A 22495-nucleotide genomic window follows, 5' to 3' on the forward strand; every position below is an offset into this window, starting at 1 on the left:
TTGAGCAGAAAGGTCATATGATTCATCTCTTGAACACTCTCGAAAGAGTTTTCGAGAGGTAAGCGATATCGTGGGTCATGGATATTTTGCAAATAGTTTATTTGCGACTTAGGGCTTCTGCGTTGTTTTCGCAAGATTAAATCGGGTTGTTTAGTAGTACTGGAGCGTAAGATGCTTGCAAGAAGATTGTTGCTTCTCGGATTTTACTTTTTTCTATTTGCTGCTTTGCCAGCATCGGCGGATGTTTTGCGGGGGAAGCTCAGTGCGGTGCACTGACCACTGTTGCCTCGGGGGTCGATTGGGGACCGCTTGATTACCGTAGTGCCCCTGATTCCAATAAGAGAAGAGTTGAAAACTTTCACTTTCCTGCAAAGGTTGAGCAACTTAAGGAAGGGGTCAGCAGTGCCTATATTGGTGCAGACCTTGACTTTGTGCTTCGGTATTTCCCAAATCATGTTAGAGCATTGATAGCGATGACAAATCTCGCGAAACGGGACAAAACAGACCAGCCTCGCGGTTCGCGCCATAAGCTTGACTGTTGGTATGACCGTGCAGTGCGCATGGCACCAACGGATATGCAGGTTAAGGTACTGTATGGCTACTGGCTCGCAAAAAAAGGAGAGCGCACCTTGGCGCTGGAGCAACTGGATCAGGTAACTGAAGAGCATCAGGAGTCTGTCAACATGACCTATAACTTGGGCCTCGGTTACTTTGAGGTTGGTGCATTTGACAAGGCACTGACTGCAGCGCACCGGGCTTATGGAAGAGGGTTTCCCTTGCCAGGTTTGCGTAATCGCCTGGAGCGTGCCGGCAAATGGCGAGAACCCACAGCGGAAATTGTCAAAACGGATGATGTGACAGAGCCCGTTGAGGATAATTCAGAAGACAAGTGATGGTCTGCAGATTGTTGTCAGCGCAGATAGATTGAATGGAGCCACCAGGCAAGCGTTGCCCAAGCAAGAAGAACCGCGAGATTTGCCCGGCGTGGCCAGCGTCTTCGGGTTGATAACAAGGCAATCGCCGTTTCAGTGATGACCCAAAGAATGGGAATGGTTATATATAAGCGTTGCCGGAATTTGCCCAAGTCTCGCCAGTGAGGGTAGCGATCAATTGCATCGTTCATGGCGGTGCGGAGTGTTTGTCCTTCTCTGGTAACGGATGGCGGTTCCATCAAGACAATACTTTGCTGCTGGCCCGGAGACGTAGTGGTCAACGCTTTGCCTCGCCGTACCACTGTCACGGAATTGTCTGGCTCATTGATGAGAACGGTCCAGTTTTCACTGTCGCTATCAGGCGAGATGGCCAGGCTTTCAAATTCCTCCGATTTGGAAACTGAGATAAGTGTTGCTGTTATTCCTTGTGGGGCAACTTGTTCCACCCGTAGCGTCGAAGCAGGGCTCGGTTTGCGTCCGACAACTACCCAGCCTGCAAATGGAGAACGATTGCCGCGGAAGAGCTGGGTATTGGCAGGCTGGTTGTTTGGCTTGGCCACGGTGAGATGCAGTACGTCGCCAGCATCGGTCCGGGTACTCATGAAATGCTGTTGATCCGCAGACCTTAGTGTCAGACGACGATCGATCGTCCAGAATGTTTCTACCGAGTCCTTCGCGCCATCAACAATGTCCAATACCAAGAGTCGTTCAGGAGAAAGTTGAACAATTTGTCGGCGAATACGCAAGCCATTATCACGCTGGTTTTCGATGTCGATGGCTTGAATCTCGTTGTTTTCACTAGAGCCAACAAGACGCACACTACGTGGTGATTTTGTCGTTTCGCCAACCACATGCGGTGCGTTGGATCCTGGCCAGCCGTTAGCTTCGGCATATCCAGCTTGATCGTATGGCCAGTATCCTGAGGCAGTAATCCAGTCATATCCTCGTGACCAAAAATGGAGGCTGGGCTCATCGGCATGCTTGTGCCCGTGGTGCTTATGATTGGCCCAGGCAACGAGGGTTTGTGATGGGGAGCCTTCGCCGTTCCACCACAAGGCATAGCCGGAGAGGGGTAACAGCTGAGCGCCTGGGGCCTGTGCAGGAAAAGGGGGGGGGGTGCGAGTGACAGGGAGTTTCCCATCCTTTGCCGCTACAACAAGCGCATTGGTATTGCCTGACACTGTGTTGCCAAATAGGGGAAGGCTACCATCAGGCCGCAGGAGTTTTCGCGCGAAGGCAGATGTTCCCTGTGCTGCAGAAAGCAAGCGTTTGGATGATTCCAGGCCATTCAGGTGTATTAGTCGTAGCGCGTAAGCAAGCAGTTCGGTCCCTAGAATGTGATATTCGGCTGAGTGCTCCAGAACCACACCTTCTTTTGATACGTAAAACCCCAATTGCAACTCGAGCCGATTTATGGCGAGTGAGCGCCACAGCGGAACTTGTGGAAGTGACGGAAAGGCAGCGCTAATTTGCAGAAGAGCAAGATTCTGCATGACTCCGTGGTTGGTCCTGACGGTGAAGTGGCTATCCTTCGCCAGCAACCCTCCGCTACGAGTGACTAGGGCAATCAGGTTGATGCGTTGCTCGTCGGTAGCGGTTTCATCGGCCCTGAGGTGATTCCACAGACGGATCAGAACTGGAGTTCTAGCGGCAATAGCATGGTCATTCCAAAGAAAGGCGGTTGGCTTCCTTTGCTGTTCTTCCCAAGCAGAAAAGCTAAGGATTCGCTCTCTAGCCGCAATGTAATACTCGCGTTTGTTGGTTCTCTCATATTCCTCAAGCAGCAAGTCTTCCAGAGCCAAGCTGGCCATCACCAGTTGGAACGTCAAACCATCCTGTTGCAGATCTTGAGGCCAGCCCAATAGTTTTACTGGAATTGCCGAGAATACCGGTACATCAAATTGCCCGCCCAAAATTTTCCTCGCTGTCTCTGGGCGTTCCGATCGATCAATCTCTAGAGGAACCGCAAGGCTCATGCTTGCGATCTCCGCGAGGGTTTCATTTTTTGGGGTGTGCGATAGCGAGGTGGCTAGCGCCTGATCTGGTTGACTCGGGCTAACTCGAAAATGCGTCAAGTCGGGCCATGCTATCGAAAATATGATGGTTAATGGGACTAACGCTCGAACAGCAGCCAGTGTCCATCGCCATTCTTTCGGTTTGTGAACAAGCATGCTCGCTGTCATGACTGGCGTCGTATGAATGGCATTAACTTGCCGAGGATATAAGATTCACCACCTGTTGGGCGCCCAGAGATAAGCCATAAACCGATCAAAAATACAGTATATGAGGCACCTCCCAAGCAGCAGCGCAATAGCAAGGAAGCAAGAGGAGTTAGGTCATCGAAAGGTAATGCGTAAAGCACTAACGCCATCATGACTGTGGCTATCGATGGCCGCCACACCGCAGCGAGAATATGCTGTGCTTTTAACGTTTCGACACTTATTACGACCATGGCAACAAAGCCCATAACGCTACAAGCGGTTACGACCAGTCTCCACTGAGCGATTGCCAACGGCGTCGAATGGAGAAAGAAAGTAAGTGCTCCAAGCGCGAACAGGCCAACTTGTATCCAGATAAAAATGGCCATGCTTCGAATTTTTCCGAGGGTAAGCAGTAGGTATCCCGCTGCATGAGAAATGGCGGTAACGCCATATATCATGGCCAGTGTTTCTACAAACGGTATGGCGCTGATCCATCGTTCGCCGAGAAGCACCACGACTGCGTCATCTGCCACCAGTGCCAGCCCAGTCGCGGCAGGTAATGCGATCATGGCCTGAACGGAGAGAGCTAGTAGAAAGGAGCGCTGGAGTTCTTGCGGTTTATCCCGTGCTTCTACAAAGGCCGGAAACAATACTCGCCCTAGCGGTGCCAGAAGTTCGCTGGAGGGCATGGCTGCTATTTCGTCTGCAAGGCTGTAAGCGCCGATAGTGGCAGCGTCAGAGCGGCCACCGATGATTAGCTTATCCAGGCGACTGTCGAAATATGCACCAATGCTGCGGATGAGCATCCATTTTGAAAGTGACCAGATACTATGGAATCTCTTCAGCGTCAGTCGTGGGCGCAACGGGTGCATTGAATAGCTGAGTGCTACCCCGGTCAGGCGTCCAATCAGTGCCCCAATGGGAAGTGCCCAATACGATTCAAAATACCAGGCAAAAGCAAGGGTAGATACAAAACCGGCGATACGACGCAAGAAGAAGAACTGGAAATCCAGGCCGAATTTCATATCTTTCTGGAAGGCCACAATCCCAATATTTTCAAAGCCACCGACAACCGTTGTCGCGGCCATTAAGAAAAGAACTAACGTGACACGCTGATCGTTGTAGTAGTTGGCAACAAATTGGGCTGTGGCGCAAATAATAAGAGCCGCCAGTGCAGTCTGGAGTAGTCGCACAGTCCACGCGGTACTATAGTCGTCGGAATCGCATTTGCCCTTGTGAATCAGTGCGGCCACAACACCGAGATCGAGAAGAACATCGATTAAGCCAGTGTAAATTGATGCCATGGCGACTACGCCAAAGTCATCCGGAACCAGCAAACGAGCAAGGACAAGGGTGCTCACCAAACCAACCAAGCGATCAGTCCAGCGCATAGCGACAACAATTATCGCTCCGGTGAATATTTTTCCGGACATGAGAGTCTCGTTTGGCTCAGTTGAATAATGAGCAGTTAATGACAAACCGTTTTATGGGCAGGTTTTTGAATGCAACGGCAACCGCCATGTTCAATGCCCGGGCGGGGGGTGTCACTATAGTCACAAGGACTGCATATAGCAGAATGGTTCTCTAGTTCGGTGGAATCGTCGCAGAGTAAGCGGTGCCGCCATCTTGAGCATGGGTGAGCGTATTCGCCAAAATACGTGCTGCATCGTCGAAGCTATATTTTTGGGCGTGAGAGAGAATTGCCCCTGCGTCGTAAGAAACGGAGATTGCGTGTTCGAGCGCTTTAGCCAAACCGTCTGGGTCGGAATGAGGGAATAGTATACCGGCCTCCAGAGAGATGACGTCCTTCAAAAAGCCCAAGTCAACGGAAATGAGTGGTTTGCCGAAGCTAAGGGCGAGCATGGCTGTTCCAGACGTAAGAATTTCCTTATATGGAACCACGACGAAATCGCAAGCTTGAAGATAATACTGAATCCTGTCGTCAGGAATGAAGCCCTCGTGAATGTGGATTCGAGAATCTGGTTTGGCCAATTCGCAAACGCGCTCCCGGTACCCTATGTCGCTAAATTTTCCAGCGATCAGAAGTATTGCATCCAGGTTATTTGCACGAAATGTCGTGATCAATTGTTCTAGATTTTTGTAGGGCTTGCACAACCCAATAAATAAATAAACTATTTTTGATTGCGGTATTCCCAAATCATCCCGAGCCGTGGTGCTGGTGATTGATGTCGGGTAATAACCAATCCAGTGACCATGAGGGATCAAGACAAGTTTTTTCTTTGCCTGAGGAAATCGTTCACATAAAGCTCCGGCTGCTCCTGGACCATGAACGAGTATGTATCGCGAAATTCCGATCAGGAATCGACGCCCGAAAATGTCCAGCCAGGGAAGTTTGCAACGATCATGGGGAAGGAGATTGTGCGCAGTCCATATTAATTGTGCGCCTTTTAATCGGACTAGGCAGAGTAAAGCGACAAAACGGAAAAACCATAGCAGCAAACGCAAGCGTCCTCCCGCTACGTTGTATTCAAAGGATGGCCAATGCAGATGAAGCCAATTACCGGGCTGCACATTCGCGCGAATCCAGCCTCCACTGAATATTCCATCTATGACTTCAATGCCTTGTGATTCCAATGCTCGGTAAAAACAGTCGTTGTAGGAAATCCCACTCTTCGGAAATGCGATAATCTTCATGTGTAGATGGGCTATGCAATCTGCGAATTAACCAAATTGGTTGGGTGTTTGACCATAACACAGTCGAATTCTACTGCCCGCAAGTGTTCGTCCTGACTAATTGGAAACATGCCGGAGAGGTCATAACCATGGTTCTCGACAGTTTTTAACATGTCGAGATGGTGTGGTACATCAGAATAAATGCGCTGCACTGCAAGTTCGAACTGCATAGCCTTGGTTTTTTCTAAGGTTCTATTCGCGCCGCGAAGTACTTCGATGTCGAATCCTTGAGTATCCACCTTCATGTAGCAACATTCTCGATCAAGGTCGACGAGATCGGCAATGAGATCATCCAAGCGGCGAACGGGAACAGACGCTGTATCGACGATCGTGTTGCTGGACGCGAATTTCAATGTTGCGGAATTGTCCGGATTTCGGAAGGAACTAAAGGTATCCCGAGCCATAATGTTTAGCGTGAGATTGCCATTTTCGTGCCCCAATCCCATATTGTGAATTGTCCAGAGTGGGTCCTCTGTGCCCCGCGCCATTAGTTTCGAAACCAGCTGCGGATTGGGTTCGAAGGAGTGTATGGTCCCGGAGAACCCCACCCGGTGCCTCAGGAAATCCCGATACTGCCCCGCATTGGCACCAATATCCAGGACCACCGTAATGCCGTAATGGTCAAAGAGTTTCGCCAGATGTTGCTCCAGCGCCAGATCGTTCATTTTCCATGTGGGGTAGACAACATAGCCCATTTTTTCCACGACAGAGGAGAAAGCGGAGTGGAGATTTGTTTTCATTGGAAACTCGTATTTAAGAGCGTCTGGACTACTCGAAAACCCGTACCTTCTATGGTCAGGATCGATTATCTTGTAGTCAGAGCGAATGCTATATGGGTATAGGCCGGAAGGTTTATCGTGGAAGATTTCCCTTCTCATCGGCCAGGCGGTAGAGGAATACGTTCTGTCGATTTCCATTGATAATGATGTAGGCATTGTACTCTGGCATATAGCGAAAGCGCCCCCATGTCCCACGGATGCCCCGGGTGTTGGCGGGGTCGCCAGGTAAGACATCCCCTTTGCCTACATGGCGCATCCAGATACGAGTTTCCAGGTTGAGTGAATAGACGTCGCCCTTTCCGCACCATGCAACGAGACGGTCAGCCTTGGAGTCATAGACAAAGCCTGGCGCGTAGCATTGTTCGATTTCCTTGTCACCAGTAGAGTCCAAGGCCTGAGGGTTGCCCAGCTCTCCATTCTTGCCAATGCTATAGAGCTCGCTGCTGCCACCGCCAATAACAACAAATTTTCGGCGCTTGGGGTCAAGTTCCCCCACCGAACCCAGTCGGCGCGAAAGCAGGCCTAAATTGGCAACAGTCCACTTTTTAGTGAGTGGGTCGAAGGTTCCCGCCTTCGTATAGCCCCGCATGATGATCTTTTGGGTTGCCGGGTCATACGCCGTGGACATGTTGTATTCGTAGAGTCCATAGGCCTTGCCGGGGATGGGGTCGGCTTGTTGCCAGCCCGAAGAGGTGTTTTTCGAAAGATCGAACAGCCACGTAAGACTCGTCGCGTATCCGTTGGCACTGTAAGTTGCCCCGCCTGCAGCAAACAACATGTTTTGTTCGGGCAGATACTCAAGTTGGTCGTACGAATGAACCGATATTGGCGTTGGTGGATATGCCGGATCATGCCAAGGCTCGGTGAGTGGGGAGGAACGTTTTGTCTCTTTGTCGTATTCACTTTCAAGCAATGGTGGAGTGGGTTCAGTGACACGACTCCATTTTCCTTCGGTTAGCTCGAATGCATATATCTCATTTCCAGCATAGCCGGAGTGCCCCCCTCCCCAGACGATAAGTCGGTGTCTTTTTGTGTCATACGCCCCCCCGCTGTAGGCCATGATGATGTCTGGGTTGCAACCGATAGTGCCGTTTCCGATGCGGTCGTAGGCTTTCTGGATAGCAGTTGCCTTACATGCATCGACCTGTACCCGGACCATTTCGGAACGGGGTATTTCGAGCCAGCTCCCAGGTTGCAACACTTGAATCGCATTGAGAAGCTGGAAACCAGTCATTCCGGACTTGGCTTCCCTCGGAAAATTGGTGTCCGGTGCAGGGATCTGGCTTTGCTTCGGGAGGTCGGCTGTGTTTGTACGGGCAAGCAAAACGGCCTGTGGCGTAATTGGCGCAGGTATTTGTAGTGTAGGCGGCCGAGTGTCCAGTTGTGCCGATGGCGATGGTGGTTTGCACTGATTTGGAATGGGCTTGCCTGGAGCGGCTATCTGACAACGTGAGACGATGACTTCGTCAAACCACGTGGAGGAGGTTGCCGTAATCTCCGTTGGGTCTTTGTTGGTCATGTAAGGAAGTAGCCACAATTTACCGAACTTGGCATTTGGGTGAGCGTCTCCCGGCCCCCAGCCAGACTTGTAAGACGATGTTTGGCTTGGATCACCACCCTGATAATACTGGCCTTTGGGAATCACAATCCCTGTCTGCCGATGTAGTGCCTGGAAATCCTCTCCCGGATAGGCCCCGTAAAGTTCGTAGGTTGAGTTGATGTATCCGGGTTGTTCTTGTCGCGATACCGAACTGATGCCCTTTCCCTCTGGCCCCAGCTTGAGATGGACCATGTAGGTAATCCATTGGTCAGCCATGTAGGTAAAACAACCGCTTTGATCCAGCGTGTTGGGGTGGGCGATACAGGACGACTGTCCTTTGGCGTTAGTCCTCATGTTTTGCCGGGTGATTGGTGCACTTCCCTGCGCGCTGCCGGCATACGATCCTGGCTTGAGAGCTTCTTCGAACCCCCGATAACGCGCGCACTCGATATATCCAATAGGAAATGTCGATCTGGTTCCGGGGGGCGAACTGACGATAACGACCTGCGCTTCACTACAGGCATTGCCTGCAATCATTTTCTTGCCGTCGGCCGTGCGGACGTCACCCTGAGCAATGATGACCTGCTTGGCATTGGCGAAACCGCTTCCTTGCGCCTTATAGCCTGCGATAAAGCGCTTGTCCATGCGTTGTCGCCAGGAAACCCAAAACTCACTGTTGGCACCGAAGTGGCTGGATTCGTCATTGCCGAACGGAAAACGATGTTCCCCCCAGAACCTTGTGCTGTTTGGGAAAGTATGTCGAAGCGGACCGAGCCTGTGCCGGATGCGCGGACATTGGGATCCCACGCATTGTCCCGGCATCCTGCTTTCGTGCCTTTCACATAGACTTGGTATGCTGAGTTGCAGTTGCTTCGGTCCCAACTGAATTTCGCCCAGTCCCCAATGTCATCGAAGCCAACGGCTACGACGACACCGGGGGCAGTAGACCGGCGCAACCAGTCCGTATCTGCATCAGTCGGCGCAGCGCTGCTTTGGGTAGCCAAAACCAGACTGGATAGGACAGCTACACGCAGCAAATGGAAAGCTTTGGTGTTCATATGGATCCTGTTCAATCTGACTGCGGGAAATGTTTTGGCAGTTGTCCTAGATCATGCCGCTCGAAAGAAGAAAAACTGCTGGGTACTCATAAATCTTCTGGCTAGCAGAGATTATTCTGTCGAAATATTATCCTGAAAGTGTGACTGCAATGCTGTTGCATGACGCCGAGGCTAGCCGCGTAGCCGCCAAGGTCGGAGATCGTCGTTTAAGTGGAGCAGGAATTCGTAAGACTTAAATAGCATAAAACGGGGTGGCGGTGCTCAAGGCTAGGCAGCGTTGATGCGCATATAGTTGTGGGTCAGGCGTAGCGCAAAACGCAGTGGACTCTTGTCCCATGGGGTGAAACGCGGAACCTGAAAAACATCGGTATTGGGGGTTACGGTTCCCCATGCAGTGCTGAATGCCGCACGGTAACCTGTCTCCTTGATCATCTTTGGATGTTCGGGAAGATAGTCACGACCGGGCTTGCCATTAGGGTAGGCAAAAAGTCGGGGGGCTGTCCCAAAAGATCCGTCAGTCGTTCCCTGTCCTCCCCGATTTCCCGGCGTGCGTGCTGCAGATCGATTCGCGCAAGTATGGGGTGCCCAACTGTATGGCCGCCGATTCCCATCCCGGCATCGCGCATTTCGCGTACCTGGGCCGTCGTCATCATCAGGTCACGCGGGACGTCACCGCCAGTAATCGTCCTCAATTCGTCCAGCGCTACCCGTCTTTCCGCCGGTTCCCGGTATTTGAGCGAGTTCAGCAAGCGCTCAAGCAATGCGGCTCGTTCGGTAACCGTGGCGCTTGGCAGCAGATCTATCCCCAAGGATTGAAGGTCCAGCGTGTCGCCTCGGTAATTCCGAACCAGTTCGATGGCCTCGTCGTTCCACATGCATCCGCCGTCGAGAAAGCCGCTGGCCACGAAAAAGGTGGCTGTCAGGCCGTGACGTTGGAGTATCGGCAAGGCTTCCGTACGGTTGTCAGAATAGCCATCGTCGAAGGTGATCGCCACGGCATTCTTCGGCAGGCGCTGACGGCTGCCCAGCATGTCTATGGCCTGATCGAGTGGAAGGCAATTGAAATTCTCGGCAACCATGCGCATGCATCGGTCGAACTCGATGCGATCGGGTTCGCCCGGAAACAATGGGTCTCTCACCGGACGCACACGATGAAAGATCAGGACGTTCAGGTGCTGTCTGGCTGCCGGCATCAATATGCGCGTGACCAGGGTCGAGAAGGTCTGAATTGTCCAGTTGTCGAGCGCGGTCGTCATTTAATCCTCACTTCTCCAGCCAAGAGGTCGCTCCGGCGCCTCCGGGTGATTCTTGCGGTCACTGGAGGCTCCCCGGTAGCGCGACATGGCTGACGACATACCTGAATTTTCCGGACTTTTCCGGCGCTATCTCATCAACGCGGCTGATCGTTATGCCAACCTGCTGTCCGAGCCTGGCTTTATAGTCCCGGACGATCCGCGCTTCAGCTTCACTATTAAATGGATTGCCTGCAACCAGCTGGACTTCGACATGGTCGAGAGAATGCTGGATGATTTTGAAACGCTCGACCCCGGGCAGGTCGCGTACCGTGTAAATCAATGCCAGGCCATGCATGATGGTACCGTCGGCAGCGACCACAAAATCGGTCGTCCGGCCGTGGATTTCGGCTATGAGGGGCAGGGTGCGACCGCAAGCGCAAGCTTTGTCGGAGAGCGTGCCGATATCTCCAGTGCGATAGCGCAAGAAAGGAAAATCATGTGTCGCGGTGTGGGTCACGACGATTTCTCCGGGGTGGCCGGGGGCGAGTACCTCGCCGGATGGAGAAACGATTTCAATGATGACATCCTCGGCCTGCAGATGCATGCCACCGTGGGGGCACTCGTGTGCGATGAAGCCGGCATCTCGCGCACCATAGCCATTTGCGACCGGACAACCAAAGGCTTCCGATATCAGGGTGCGTTGCTCGTCGTAGAGCCGCTCACTGGTCACGAAGGCTACGCGTATTCCGATATTGTCCATGCGGATGTTCCGTCGCCTGGCGTGATTCGCGATCAGCGATAGTGCGGATGGATAACCGAATAGCATGGCCGGCCGCCGTTTCGTGATTGCAGATACAAACTGATCAAGCTTGGCCTCGGACATTTCGAAAGCGGGCAATAGATCGGTGCGCAAAATCGTGTCACGTACTTGCTTGATACGGTCCTGCGCCCCCAGTTCGATGGGACTTCCCCAGACAACAATTTCCGGATCGCCAATATCCACCCCCCACCAGCGGGTGACGCGCCATTTTGCCCCGACATCATGGCTCTTGCGGTCCTTGCCGATATAAAAAATCAACGGTTCGCCCGATGACCCCCCCGTGTTGTAACGCATTAGCGGCCCGGCACTTTCCGAGCGGAGCCGGTCACCGGCAGACTTCATTAATTTTTTGTCGGTAAGCGGCAGGGACTGTAGATCGGCGATGTTGCGCAAGCCACTGGGGTCGAACTTCAATTGGGCGAAGAGATCCCTGTAGTACGGTACCGACGAACCGATACGCTGCAAAAAGATGCGTAGTTGGCTGACACGCCATTCCTCCAGCTTTTCGTGAGGCCAGCGCTCCTGGGCCTCCAGGCGTTTACGCACGGCGACAGATGTATGTGATTTCAACCGCTCATGTATTGGAAAGAGGATCGAACCACATATCGATGTATAGATATTCATCACACTTGCTCCACAACACGCGGCACTTTAATGAGATACGCTGCCACTGGCCAACACCTGATCGCTCTTGGGGAGCGACTGGATAACATCTCTCCCGACCATTGCCACAATCGCCACGAGATAGTAGGGGAGGTCATAGTTGACGAGATTGACGAAGAATCCTCCGGCGGCGAATCCCACCAAGGACACCTGAATCATGCGCATCAATTGTGGAACCCAGTCCTTATCTGGGCCATCTCGGGTCTGATTTGCAATTTTCGATGCGTAACGCCATGTAATGATGCCGATGGCAAGGTAAAGAAATAGCCCCACAAAACCGTGCTCAGCGAGTGCCTGGAAATAGATACTGTGAGGAGAATAGGCTTTCGCATATGCGGTCACCGCATATTGTTCCCAGGTTGTCATATTTTCCGTAACGTTGTACCCGCCGCCGGTAATCGGATGGTGCAGGGCCAGGTTCCAAATCATTTGCCAGGTGTAAATCCGACTTTGCGCGGAATGGTCCTCGTGCGTCGAGATGGTTGACATCTTGTTCGACCACTGCTCGGGCAAGAATGCGACAGCACCAACCAGAAGGGTGGCCATGATGCCAAGCGTCAAAGCTTTCCGCTTACTCTTCATGCCCAGGAAAAATGCCATGGTGACTGCCGCCAGGAATGCTCCACGGGAATAGGTGCCAAGGGTGGCTAAAACTGTCAGTCCGATCACGAGCATCAATGCTCGCCGATACCAGACGTTTTTCTGCTCGCCGAGCAAGTAATACATGAGTGGAATAACCATGATGAACGCAAGAGCGAGATGGTTAGTCCCTTCTATAAAACTGCCGGAAGGGCCCCAAACCATACCGCTACCACCGTGTGTCAGCGTGTAGATTCCACCTTTGACCCCATAAAAAGCAACAGAAAGAGACAGCACCGCAAGCAACAGATTTATGGTCTTGCGCCCGCCAATCAACATCATGGTCACAAAAAGCATGATCTGTATTTTTGCGACCTTCATCCACATGTCAAATACGACACTCGGGGTATTGAATGACACCAGTGATGTCACCGAGCACCACAGGAAGAAAACTACCAATAGAATCGCCGGCGCGCTGCGTGGAAAAGGAAACTTCTTCTTGGTGGTCAAGAAAATGAGTAGCGAGGTTGCCGCAGCGATTTGGGCAAATGGCAAGTTGAAGGCAAAACTAAAGGTCAGCCGGTGGGGGCTCATCATGCTTATCCAGGCCCACAGCAGTGGCCCTATGTAGGGATAGCGAAAACAATACAGCCACAAGGTAAAAAATACTCCGACGAGAAGCAGGTCACGCATGACTGACTACCCCTTGTCGCTCTGCATTTTGCCGATAAGTATCCAGCCACAACTCGCGAATGGCCGACCAAGCGTACGCCTGCGCTGCGATCAACCCGTTGGCGCGAAATTTTGCTGCAAGACCGCTGTCGGCCAGGAGGGAGATAGTTGCCTGTGCCATCGCATTGGCATCGCCGATGGGAACCAGCAATGCATTCTCGCCATTCTTGGCAATGAATGGAATGCCCCCCGCATTGGTCGATACAACGGGAACGCCACTGGCGAACGATTCAAGGATCGATATTGGCATGTTGTCCACTGTACTCGGGTTGAGGACTACGTCCGCCGAGGCATATAGGGCCGGGATTTCATGATTCGGGATTCGGCCGGCAAATAAAACAGCCTCGGCAACGCCGAGGCTAGCTGCCAAATCTTTTAGTCGCGCCTCTTCCGGTCCGCTGCCCGCTATCGTGAGGCGAGCATTTGGATAGTGTTCGACAACCTTGGCGAAGGTTCGCAGCGCGGTTGGAATGTCGTAGATGGGCTCGAGATTGCGGGTAACAATCAGGTGCACACCATCATCATCTTTCCTGTTTTGAGATGGCGAGAATCTTTCAAGATTGATGATATTTGGAATGATTTGAACAGCAAATCCAAGGGCGCGGAATACCCCGGCCAGATACGCCGACGGTGCGACGATGGTGCTTGCTAAAGCCAGGCTGCGACGGACCCAGGCGGGCGATGATCGGAAGAAGGTTTCGGCTTCGCCGCCTCGGTAATTGACAATACAGGGAACGCCACGTACCCGAGACAAGACGATGACCGGCATGCAGAATAGATACCAGGCTTTGCCGGAATTTGCAAAAAGGTGAACCACTTGGCTGCGGCCTAGTGTGGCCCAAACATGCCAGAGATAGGGGACGAGGCGGAACACGGCGCGAATCGAGGTCAGCGAAGAAATCCATGAAGGCCAATAGGGCGCATTGGTTTGCACGAAATTGACGCGAATACCTTCGGCACGCAGCAGCGTATGCAGTTGCTCGCATTGGTTGGCCATGCCGCCCGAGGGCGGGGGGAGAGGACCAACCAGCATGACAATGGGGAAAGCCCCTGATCTGTCAGCAATTGACTGTTGCTTTGAGGTAAGCCATGCAGATATGAAGAGCAATAACGACGCGAGAGCAGAAATTACCATTAGTGGCAGTTCGATCATGAGGCTTGTTCTCAGCCGGTGCATTTTATCGACGGCAGCGCGATTCTCTGGGGTTTCGAGAATCGATATCCGTGGGTGCACTCCGGTCAGGATCGCCAAGGCCTGTTCAACGTGCCGCGATACCCTGCCCAGGAGATGAACGACGGGCTGCGCTTCGTAGGATTGTGTATTAGTACCCAGCAAAAGGAACCAGCCTTGTACACCGCGCTCGTAGTATTTCCAGAGGACGGGTTCTCGGATGAATCCCGGACGCCCGGGGCCATTCGGATGAATGCTTACGTCGCTGGTTTTCTGAAGAATCGCCTGGCGCCACTCGGCTGCGCTGAGTGGTCGATTGGCTGTATCCCTGACGTGAAAATTGTTGAAAACATCCAGGAAAACCCATTGCTGATGCTGGCGATCATAGATTTCGACGACTGCGTGACCTTTACCCCCGAAGCCGTCGAAAGAAAATCCCCACTCCCTGACCGGTAAGTCGGCGGCATGGGCCAAGGCCAGGAAGGTCTGGGTGAAGTCGGAGCAGTACCCCCGCCCCTGGCGGATAAGCTGGTAGGCGGTCCAGGTATCGGACTGGATCGGTCCGAGATCCTTGGCTGTCTCGGACAGATGGCTGGCGATACGGAGCGCGCGCCGGAGGTCATCTCCCTGATCCGCGCCGATCCGTTTGATGATCTCCAGAAAACGGGGATCGGGGGCTGCGTTTCGCGCTTGAAGATGGCTGGGTAGTCAGGGGGCGCCCAATCGATCAGGCTGGCGCTCTCCGGAACGATCAACAAGGCGTTCCGGAGTCGTACCGCCTCGGAGGATGGCCGAGCAAGAAGGAGCAGGTGAGCGCCGAGTACCGCAACAACGAGCGCCGTTGCCCATGCCATCCTCAGCCTAAAGTTCTTTCCATTCGAGCTGCTCATTGATCTCTTTCATCGTGCTTGGTGCGAGATGCTCTGGCCTGGTTTTGACCAGCCGCGAGGCATGTTGCTGCCGAGCCTTGCAGCGCCTGCTGTGCGGCCAATGCGGCAATATGGTGACCGCGCCAGTTCCAGTGCCGATCGTTCGGAAAGTAATCAAATTTCTTTTTCTCCCTGGCGTAGTCGGCTGCGAACACGGGGGCCAGATCGATGACGGTCAGTCCGGCTATGCTGGCCTCGGCCACGAAGCGATCTCGTAACTCGGGGGGGTCAATCGGTGCAGATGCTTGTCGCTTGTCGTAAATCGCGTATCGGTCGGTATCCAGCAAAAAAATATGGCAGGAGGGGGGGAGCCCTGTGGCTTTAGGCAGCATGTCGACAAATTGCTTGATTGCGGATATCTCGAAAGCCCTCTGTGCCGGTGCAACTGAAGCGGTAGGTGCAGTTTTCGTTGGCGAGCTACTCGCCGCGGCAAAGTCGAACGATATCCCGAGGTTGCCTTTCAGGTAGCGATACAACGAGGATGATGCAAGGAGGTTGCTTACCCATGAACGCTCTCCTTCCCGCTCCGGTACATAGACTGGCCAAGTAGAACTTGCCGCCGGAAAATGATGCCACCCTTTTCGTCGTGTGACAGCTTCGCTCAAGTCGTTGTCGACGATCACGTAAACATAGGCAGTGGGCTTGAATTCGGTAGCGGCCTGTCTGGAAAGAGTCAGGTAATCGGCGATCGAAAGGCCGTTTGCACCTAGGCCGTAGACCCTGCCCTGAAGCCCCAGCATGTTACCCAATTGCGCTTGTAGCGTATCGTTGAAGCGATTCATCCGTGCTTCGATGTAACTGTCACCGATGACGGCTATGGCAGCGCCATTCGGTTCGTAGTCAAAACTGGCCAAATGCCCGTAGTTGTTGCTACGCCCATTCTGGGGATTCAACAGAGACCAGTTGCGAGAATAGCTGTAGGGCTCATGCGGGCGATAGTTCGTAAGAGGCCAGTCGGTTGCTGGGTCGAGACGAACCAAACCCCTGTTTACCGGGAGCAAACGGAAACAGACCTCAAGCGCCAGCAGCCCCAGGAGCATGCCGAGGGCCAGTAGCAGAAGAGGAAGGATTCGGCGCAGCACGCTAAAAATTGAAATAGATAAATTCCGAAACGCCACGCGAATCGTTGATTACGGCCAGGAGCAAAAGAAGAGACAGGCTTGCCCCGGTAAAAATCCAGCGGATTCGCAACTTGTTTGCGATGCCGCCACCGCTGACCCAACGCCAGACAATCTGCTGCGAGTTTGGCAAAAACCAGGCAAATGAAAGAAGGGTGACGATCCAGCCGATTTGACGCCAGTCTATCTCCATGTTGGCATTAACCTGCAGGCCAATCCAGTGTGCAATATCCAGTCCGGGAATGGCCGGGAATAGGATGTCATTCATGCCGAACATGCCCGACAATACGTTGAGGGCGGCATTCAAGCTGGTTGCCCGGAAGAATACCCAGGCAACAACCACCGACAGGAAGGTCAGCAAGCAGGCCGCTACAGAACCGATCATGCCCATTGATGGAAACTGCAGTACGCCTCTCTCTCTTAACGCAACCCAGGCATGGTTGATCACGAGATAGATGCCGTGCAAGCCGCCCCAGATGACGAAGGTCCATCCTGCGCCATGCCACAGGCCGCCGAGCAGCATGGTGACGAGCAGGTTGACATAGCGCCGGAACGGCCCCTGACGATTTCCCCCCATCTGGATGTACAGATATTCACGGAGAAAACGCGACAAGGTCATGTGCCATCGGCGCCAGAAGTCGCTGATATTCCGGGCCTTATAGGGCGAGTTGAAATTGAGCGGGAGGTCTACGTTGAACATCTTGGAGAGACCAACTGCCATGTCTGAATAAGCTGAAAAGTCGAAATACAGTTGTAGCGTGTAAGCCAGCGCACCGCCCCAGGCAGCAAAGAAATGCGGGCTTCCGCCTCCGTCGAAAACTGGTCCGACGTAAGGCTGTATGCCGTCAGCCAGAACGACCTTTTTGAACAGTCCGACGACGAAGAAGGCCATGCCGATCACGAAATTTTCGGGGACGAAACGATAGGTTTCGCGTCGAGCGAACTGAGGCATCATCTCGGCGTGATGCAGGACAGGGCCGGCAATCAGATGTGGGAAGTAACTGACGAAAAGCACGTAATTGATGGCATCCTGTTCCTTTACCTTGCCCTCGCGGCAATCGACCAGGAAAGCGATCTGGGTAAAGGTGAAGAAAGAGATGCCGATTGGCAGGACGACATCCAGCATCGGTGCATTCCAGCTCGACAGTGCGCGGGCGGTGTCCAGAAAGAAATTTGCGTACTTGTAATAGGCAAGAACCAGTAGATTCAGGGTGACGGCAGCAAACAGCAAGCGCGACGCCTGTTTGTCCTGGCCGGAAAGTGCCTCCCGCGTGATTGCCTTGCCGGTCAGGAAATTGACTGCGATCGACCCGAGCAGTAGCAGCAAATACTGCGGTGCCCAGTAGCCATAGAAAAACAGCGATGCCAGTGCCAGCAAGGAGGCTGCGGCGCGGTGCCAGGAAAGCGCTGAGAGCGCGAAAAACCCACCAAGGGTCAGTGGCAGGAAGGCAAATAGAAATTCGTACGAATTGAAAAGCATGGCTTTACCAAAACCCGCGGCTAGGCATCACAAGCATGGCGCGGACCGGCGCAGGATTTCTGACCGGTCCGGGCGCCGGGCTTTACCAGCAGAGCCCCTCCACCCGTCCGCAAAGGGATTCGGGATTGGGCAGGCCAACGAGGTCGAGAACGTAGTGCTTTTCCGTTACATACTGTTCTAGGGCGGAAAATATTTCTTTGGTTGCCAGGCCGATGACCAGCACATCGCATTCGGCGGCAACTTCGGCCAGGTTTTCCCGCATCAATTCGCCCAGGTGGGGGACGTGCTTCTCGATGAAGCGGCGGTTGGCGCCAAGCAGGCGCGACAGATGAACTTCCGGGTCATAGACCCGTAGTTGCACACCTTTGCCGACCAGTTGTTCGGCCAGCGTGACCATTGGCGATTCGCGCAGATCATCGGTGCCTGTCTTGAAGGACAGTCCGATAAAACCCACTTTGCGCGAGCCGGTAGCCAGCACCTTCTGGATGGCGTGTTCGACGTGGATTTTGTTGGAGGCGAGAATGCCGGCGTGCATCGGCAGGTCGATGTCACGCTGCTTGCCGAGATAGACCGTAGCGCGCAGGTCCTTGGGCAAGCACGAGCCACCAAAGGCATAGCCGGGTTTCAGATAAGCCTTGGAGATATTGAGTTGGGAGTCCCGGCAGACCAGGTCCATGACCTCGAAGGGATCAACGCCGAGGACTTCGCAGAGGCGGGCAGTTTCGTTGGCGAAGGTGATTTTCAGGGCGTGGAAATTGTTGCAGCAGTACTTGACCATTTCTGCCGAACGTACGCTGGTACGGTAGAACTCGCAGGGCAAGTGGCCGAACAGGGAACGCAGGCGGTCGGCCGGGTAATCGTGATTGCAGCCGACGATGGTGAACGGGGGCTTGTCGTAGTCGCGGATCGAACTGCCTTCGCGCAGGAATTCCGGTTGGAAGCAGCAGAAGAAATCGACGCCATCCTTCTTGTCTGAGGCTGCCTCGATAATCGGGCGGATGACATCTTCGACCGTGCCTGGCACCAGAGTGGAACGAAAAACGAAGACATGCGGGGCTGTCTTGTCACGCATCGCCTCGCCGACCTGCTGGGCCAGACGCAACATGGCGCTTTGATCCTGGCTGCCATTGGCGGCCGATGGGGTTCCTACGCAGACGAGCGAAATATCGGAGTCGGCAACTGCTTTGGCGGCATCCTGGGTAACCGATACCAAGCCCGAGGCGACGGCGCTCTGCATGAGGTCGACCATGCCTTCTTCGACAACCGGTGTATTGCCGCCGCTAATCAGGTCGAGCTTGGATTGATCCACATCGACCCCAATGACCTCGTGGCCGTCTCGGGCGAGACAAGCCAGCGACACCGCACCTACGTAACCCAAGCCAAATATGCTGATTTTCATCGGATTGTCCTATTTATATGAATTGAAATTCTAGTTGGATTTTTGGCGCGCCATCAGACGCTCGATGATGCTATCGAGGCGTCGCATGGATGCCTGCCAGTCATGATTGGTCAGCATGCGTTCACGACCGGCTACCGAGAAACGGGCGCGTTCATCGGCGTTCTGCATTAAACGCAAACAGGCCTCGGCATAGGCGGCAGGATTGTCGCCGACGAGGAAGTGGAGGCCATCCTGGGCATCGACGCCGCCCGCTCCGGCCGGGCTGGTGACGACGGGAACACCCATTGCCATGGCCTCGAGAATCTTGTTCTGGGTGCCCCGGGCGATGTTGAGCGGAGCCACCATGGCGGCCGATCGAAGGATGTAGGGCCGAACATCGGGAACCGATCCGGTAACCGTGACGCCAGGCAACTCAGCCAGCTTGCGGACAGCCGGCGTTGGATCTGCACCGACGATGAGCAGCTTGGCTTGCGGGCGCCTGGCCTGAATCAGGGGCAGCGTGTTGCGACAGAAGTCGAACATGCACTCCTGATTCGGGTAATAGTCCATGCGCCCAATAAAGGAGAGGGTATCGGCATCGTAACCTTCGCCGTCCGGTTTGAAGAAACCAGCATCTACTCCGTTGGGGAACCAGTCGGTAGCTGGTGCCGTACCATAGGACTGCAGGGTTTCCCATTCGGCACGGGTAGTGGCCGTGCTGAGGTCGAATTTTCTCGCCAAGCGCTTTTCCGCCAACTCCATCTTTGTTCCTTCAAGGCGGTAGCCGAGGGAGAGCGGGAAAGGTTTGTAATTGGCGTATTCCAGCCACTTCTGCGAATCCATGTCGCCGAAATCAAGAACTTTCGGGATGCCCTGAACATCCTCGACATACTGCGCCACTGAAGAGCAATGGACAAAGATGAGATCGAATTGTTCACTGGCGAGCAGGGCGTCGACGCGGCGTTGGAGATCCGGCGAATAGAAGAAACCCATGGAGGACGGTGTTGCCAGCGGCAGGCGGACAACCATCCGTAACATCTGGATCGGGTTTCTCACCGAAGCCATTTCGAAACGCTGGCAATGGCCGGCAATGCCTTCGCCTTCCTTGGCTTCATCCGGGGTACGGGCAAGGGAGCAGACCGTCACTTGGTGGCCCTGCGCTGTGAAATGGCGAATCATGTTGAAGGGGCGAATTTTTCCGCCCCGCTTGGGCGGAAAGGGGAAACGGTGACAAACGTAAAGAATCTTCATGCAAGCATTCCTTGCAATTCGGCAGTCACGTCTTCGTGGCTACGGTGGTCCAGATAAATCCGTGCCCAGATCTCGAAGTTGAGCAGGGCGATCAGTGCGTCCGTATAGTCTTGGCGATTGGCGCGGTGGTCGGCTACCAACTGGGATACCACCGCGGCATCGAATAGCCCTCGGGCGCGAATGGCTTCCGGGGAGAGGATGCGGTCGAGCAGGCGACCCAGTTCGCCCTTCAGCCAGGCACCCATCGGCGTTCCGAAGCCGCGCTTCTTGCGGTGCAAGATATCCGGCGGCAAGCGGCCCGCCAATGCCTTCTTCATGGCTGCCTTCAGTACGCCTCCCTTGATCTTGATCGCCTCCGGCATGGTCGCCGCCATTTCCAGCAGTTCATGGTCAAGCAGGGGAACGCGGCACTCCAGCGAAACCGTCATGCTCATCTTGTCGGTCAACATCAACAGGTCATCGGGCAATTGCGACGCCATGTCTACCGCCAGCATGTGGTTGCAGGGATCGTCCTGCTTGCTGTCGGCGAATGCTGCCAGCAGGGGGTCCCAGGTCGAGCCGCTGCCGCCCAGGAGAAGGCGGCCGGCCAGTGTGCGGTCCATGATCTGCAGATAGGCGCGGTAGCGCTCTTCGAAGGAGAGTTCGGCTGTCGCCAGGAAACCCTTGGCCAAGCGTGCGATATTGAGCCATTTCGAGTGGCGGTCGGCCGGTAGTATCCGGCCTATGCCTTTGGCCGCAGCCTGGAGAGGGCGCGGCAAGCGGCAAAAACGCTCGGCATAGTGATTGCCGAGGTAGCGCCGATAGCCACCGAACAGCTCGTCGCCGCCAACGCCGGAGAGGATAACGGTGACATCCTTGCGAGCAAACTGGCTGACCAGGTAGGTGGTGATGAAGGCGGTATCTGCGATCGGCTCGTCCATGTGCCAGAGGAGTCGTGGCAGGAGTGCAACGACGTCGGGCTTGACGACGATTTCGTGGTGATCGGTACCGAATAGTTCAGCTACGCGCCGGGCATAGGGCAATTCATTGTAGAAATTGTCTGCCGCTGAGCCACCGAACCCAATCGCGTAGGTCTTGACCGGCTGCGAGGCTGCCTCTGCCATGCAGGCCACCACTGCCGAGGAGTCGATACCTCCGGAAAGGAAAGCGCCGATTGGTACATCTGACACCATCTGCATGCGTACCGAGCGCTCGATGCCGCTGGCAATGCGTTCGATCCAGTCTTCCTCACTAATCCCCGCTTCCACTTTTTCGGGTAAAGACCAATAGCGGCTGGTTGTAACTATTCCAGCCTCGATGCTCATCAGGCTAGCCACCGGCAGTTTGGCAATTCCCTCGAACATGGAGTGCGGCGCGGAGACGTAGCCGAGGTTGAGGTAGCTGGCGAGAGCGGTTCGATTCACGCTGGCGCTTACGCCGGGGAGGGCCAGTAGTGCCTTTGCTTCGGTGGCGAAAGCCAGGCGCTGGCCGTCCTGCCGCCAGTAGAGCGGTTTGACACCAATCCGGTCGCGGCCGATCAGGAGGCGACGGCGCCTGGCGTCCCAAAGCGCAAAGTTGTACATGCCATTCAGGTGTAGCGCGAAATCGTCGCCCCAGGCTTCATAGCCATGCAGAATCACTTCACAATCCGAACCTGTGCGGAAGCGGTGACCAGCCGTGGTCAGTTCTTCGCGCAATTCGCGGAAGTTGTATATCTCGCCGTTACAGACCAGCCAGAGCGTCTCGTCTTCGTTGGTCAGGGGTTGATGGCCGCCGGCCAAATCGATAATGGAGAGGCGCCGCATGCCGATGACGCAGTTGCCATCGTGGTGCCAGCCATGATCGTCGGGGCCGCGGTGCAAAATGATGTCGCCCATGCGCGCCATGAGTGCCGGTTCGGTGGGACTGCCGTCGAGATGAACGATGCCGTAGATGCCACACATGTCAGTGCTCTCG

General features: G+C 54.3%; 16 protein-coding genes and 1 pseudogene. 2 read left to right on the top strand and 15 right to left on the bottom strand.

The window, feature by feature from the left end; genetic code table 11:
- Nucleotides 1-560 precede the first annotated feature (560 nt).
- Nucleotides 561-893: a tetratricopeptide repeat protein gene (locus tag NQE15_RS12260; RefSeq protein ID WP_265941700.1), complete on the top strand. Its 333-nt coding sequence runs from the start codon at nt 561-563 to the stop codon at nt 891-893.
- A gap of 17 nt (nt 894-910) precedes the next feature.
- On the opposite strand, the gene NQE15_RS12265 is transcribed toward NQE15_RS12260, so the two are convergent.
- The 9 genes from NQE15_RS12265 to NQE15_RS12305 all read right to left on the bottom strand — a co-directional run bounded on the left by NQE15_RS12265 (nt 911) and on the right by NQE15_RS12305 (nt 14386).
- Nucleotides 911-2908 (bottom strand): heparinase II/III domain-containing protein, encoded by a 1998-nt coding sequence (locus NQE15_RS12265; RefSeq protein WP_265941701.1) that lies wholly within the window; start codon nt 2906-2908, stop codon nt 911-913.
- A 203-nt stretch (nt 2909-3111) separates the two neighbouring features.
- Nucleotides 3112-4566 carry an oligosaccharide flippase family protein gene (locus NQE15_RS12270; protein ID WP_265941702.1) on the bottom strand — a complete coding sequence of 485 codons (1455 nt, stop codon included), beginning with the start codon at nt 4564-4566 and terminating at the stop codon, nt 3112-3114.
- A gap of 151 nt (nt 4567-4717) precedes the next feature.
- Complete coding sequence (locus tag NQE15_RS12275) at nt 4718-5788, bottom strand: glycosyltransferase (RefSeq protein ID WP_265941703.1); 1071 nt, start codon at nt 5786-5788, stop codon at nt 4718-4720.
- Nucleotides 5789-5799: 11 nt separating this feature from the next.
- The gene (locus tag NQE15_RS12280; protein WP_265941704.1) at nt 5800-6567 is read right to left on the bottom strand and encodes an FkbM family methyltransferase; all 768 of its coding nucleotides are present in this window, start codon (nt 6565-6567) and stop codon (nt 5800-5802) included.
- Nucleotides 6568-6679: 112 nt separating this feature from the next.
- Complete coding sequence (locus tag NQE15_RS12285) at nt 6680-8791, bottom strand: hypothetical protein (protein ID WP_265941705.1); 2112 nt, start codon at nt 8789-8791, stop codon at nt 6680-6682.
- A gap of 841 nt (nt 8792-9632) precedes the next feature.
- Nucleotides 9633-10460 (bottom strand): polysaccharide deacetylase family protein, encoded by an 828-nt coding sequence (locus tag NQE15_RS12290; RefSeq protein ID WP_265941706.1) that lies wholly within the window; start codon nt 10458-10460, stop codon nt 9633-9635.
- 58 nt (nt 10461-10518) lie between these two features.
- Nucleotides 10519-11883 carry a phenylacetate--CoA ligase family protein gene (locus NQE15_RS12295; protein WP_265941707.1) on the bottom strand — a complete coding sequence of 455 codons (1365 nt, stop codon included), beginning with the start codon at nt 11881-11883 and terminating at the stop codon, nt 10519-10521.
- Nucleotides 11884-11910: 27 nt separating this feature from the next.
- Nucleotides 11911-13194 carry a putative O-glycosylation ligase, exosortase A system-associated gene (locus NQE15_RS12300; RefSeq protein WP_265941708.1) on the bottom strand — a complete coding sequence of 428 codons (1284 nt, stop codon included), beginning with the start codon at nt 13192-13194 and terminating at the stop codon, nt 11911-11913.
- On the bottom strand, nt 13187-14386 hold the full coding sequence (locus tag NQE15_RS12305; RefSeq protein ID WP_265941709.1) for a glycosyltransferase family 4 protein: 1200 nt from the start codon (nt 14384-14386) through the stop codon (nt 13187-13189). The genes NQE15_RS12300 and NQE15_RS12305 overlap by 8 nt, the downstream gene beginning before the upstream one ends.
- Before the next feature lie 18 nt (nt 14387-14404).
- On the opposite strand from NQE15_RS12305, the gene NQE15_RS12310 reads away from it, so the two are divergent.
- On the top strand, nt 14405-14860 hold the full coding sequence (locus NQE15_RS12310) for a hypothetical protein (protein ID WP_265941710.1): 456 nt from the start codon (nt 14405-14407) through the stop codon (nt 14858-14860).
- Here NQE15_RS12310 and NQE15_RS24070 read toward each other — a convergent pair.
- The 6 genes and pseudogenes from NQE15_RS24070 to asnB all read right to left on the bottom strand — a co-directional run.
- Nucleotides 14816-15064, bottom strand: a pseudogene (locus NQE15_RS24070) (transglutaminase-like domain-containing protein); the annotation flags it as partial. The gene NQE15_RS12310 and the pseudogene NQE15_RS24070 overlap by 45 nt on opposite strands.
- Before the next feature lie 226 nt (nt 15065-15290).
- Complete coding sequence (locus tag NQE15_RS12315) at nt 15291-16373, bottom strand: hypothetical protein (protein WP_265941711.1); 1083 nt, start codon at nt 16371-16373, stop codon at nt 15291-15293.
- Between the two features lie 43 nt (nt 16374-16416).
- Nucleotides 16417-17931, bottom strand: coding sequence for an MBOAT family O-acyltransferase (locus tag NQE15_RS12320; protein WP_265941712.1), 1515 nt, complete (start codon nt 17929-17931; stop codon nt 16417-16419).
- Between the two features lie 82 nt (nt 17932-18013).
- A complete protein-coding gene (locus NQE15_RS12325; RefSeq protein WP_265941713.1) occupies nt 18014-19330 on the bottom strand; it encodes a nucleotide sugar dehydrogenase in 1317 nt (438 codons plus the stop codon).
- 30 nt (nt 19331-19360) lie between these two features.
- A complete protein-coding gene (locus NQE15_RS12330; RefSeq protein ID WP_265941714.1) occupies nt 19361-20560 on the bottom strand; it encodes a TIGR03087 family PEP-CTERM/XrtA system glycosyltransferase in 1200 nt (399 codons plus the stop codon).
- The gene (gene asnB / locus NQE15_RS12335; RefSeq protein ID WP_265941715.1) at nt 20557-22482 is read right to left on the bottom strand and encodes an asparagine synthase (glutamine-hydrolyzing); all 1926 of its coding nucleotides are present in this window, start codon (nt 22480-22482) and stop codon (nt 20557-20559) included. Before asnB ends, NQE15_RS12330 begins: the two co-directional genes overlap by 4 nt.
- Between the last annotated feature and the right edge of the window lie 13 nt (nt 22483-22495).

Origin of the sequence: Dechloromonas sp. A34, from assembly GCF_026261605.1 — a bacterium.
GTDB lineage: Bacteria > Pseudomonadota > Gammaproteobacteria > Burkholderiales > Rhodocyclaceae > Azonexus.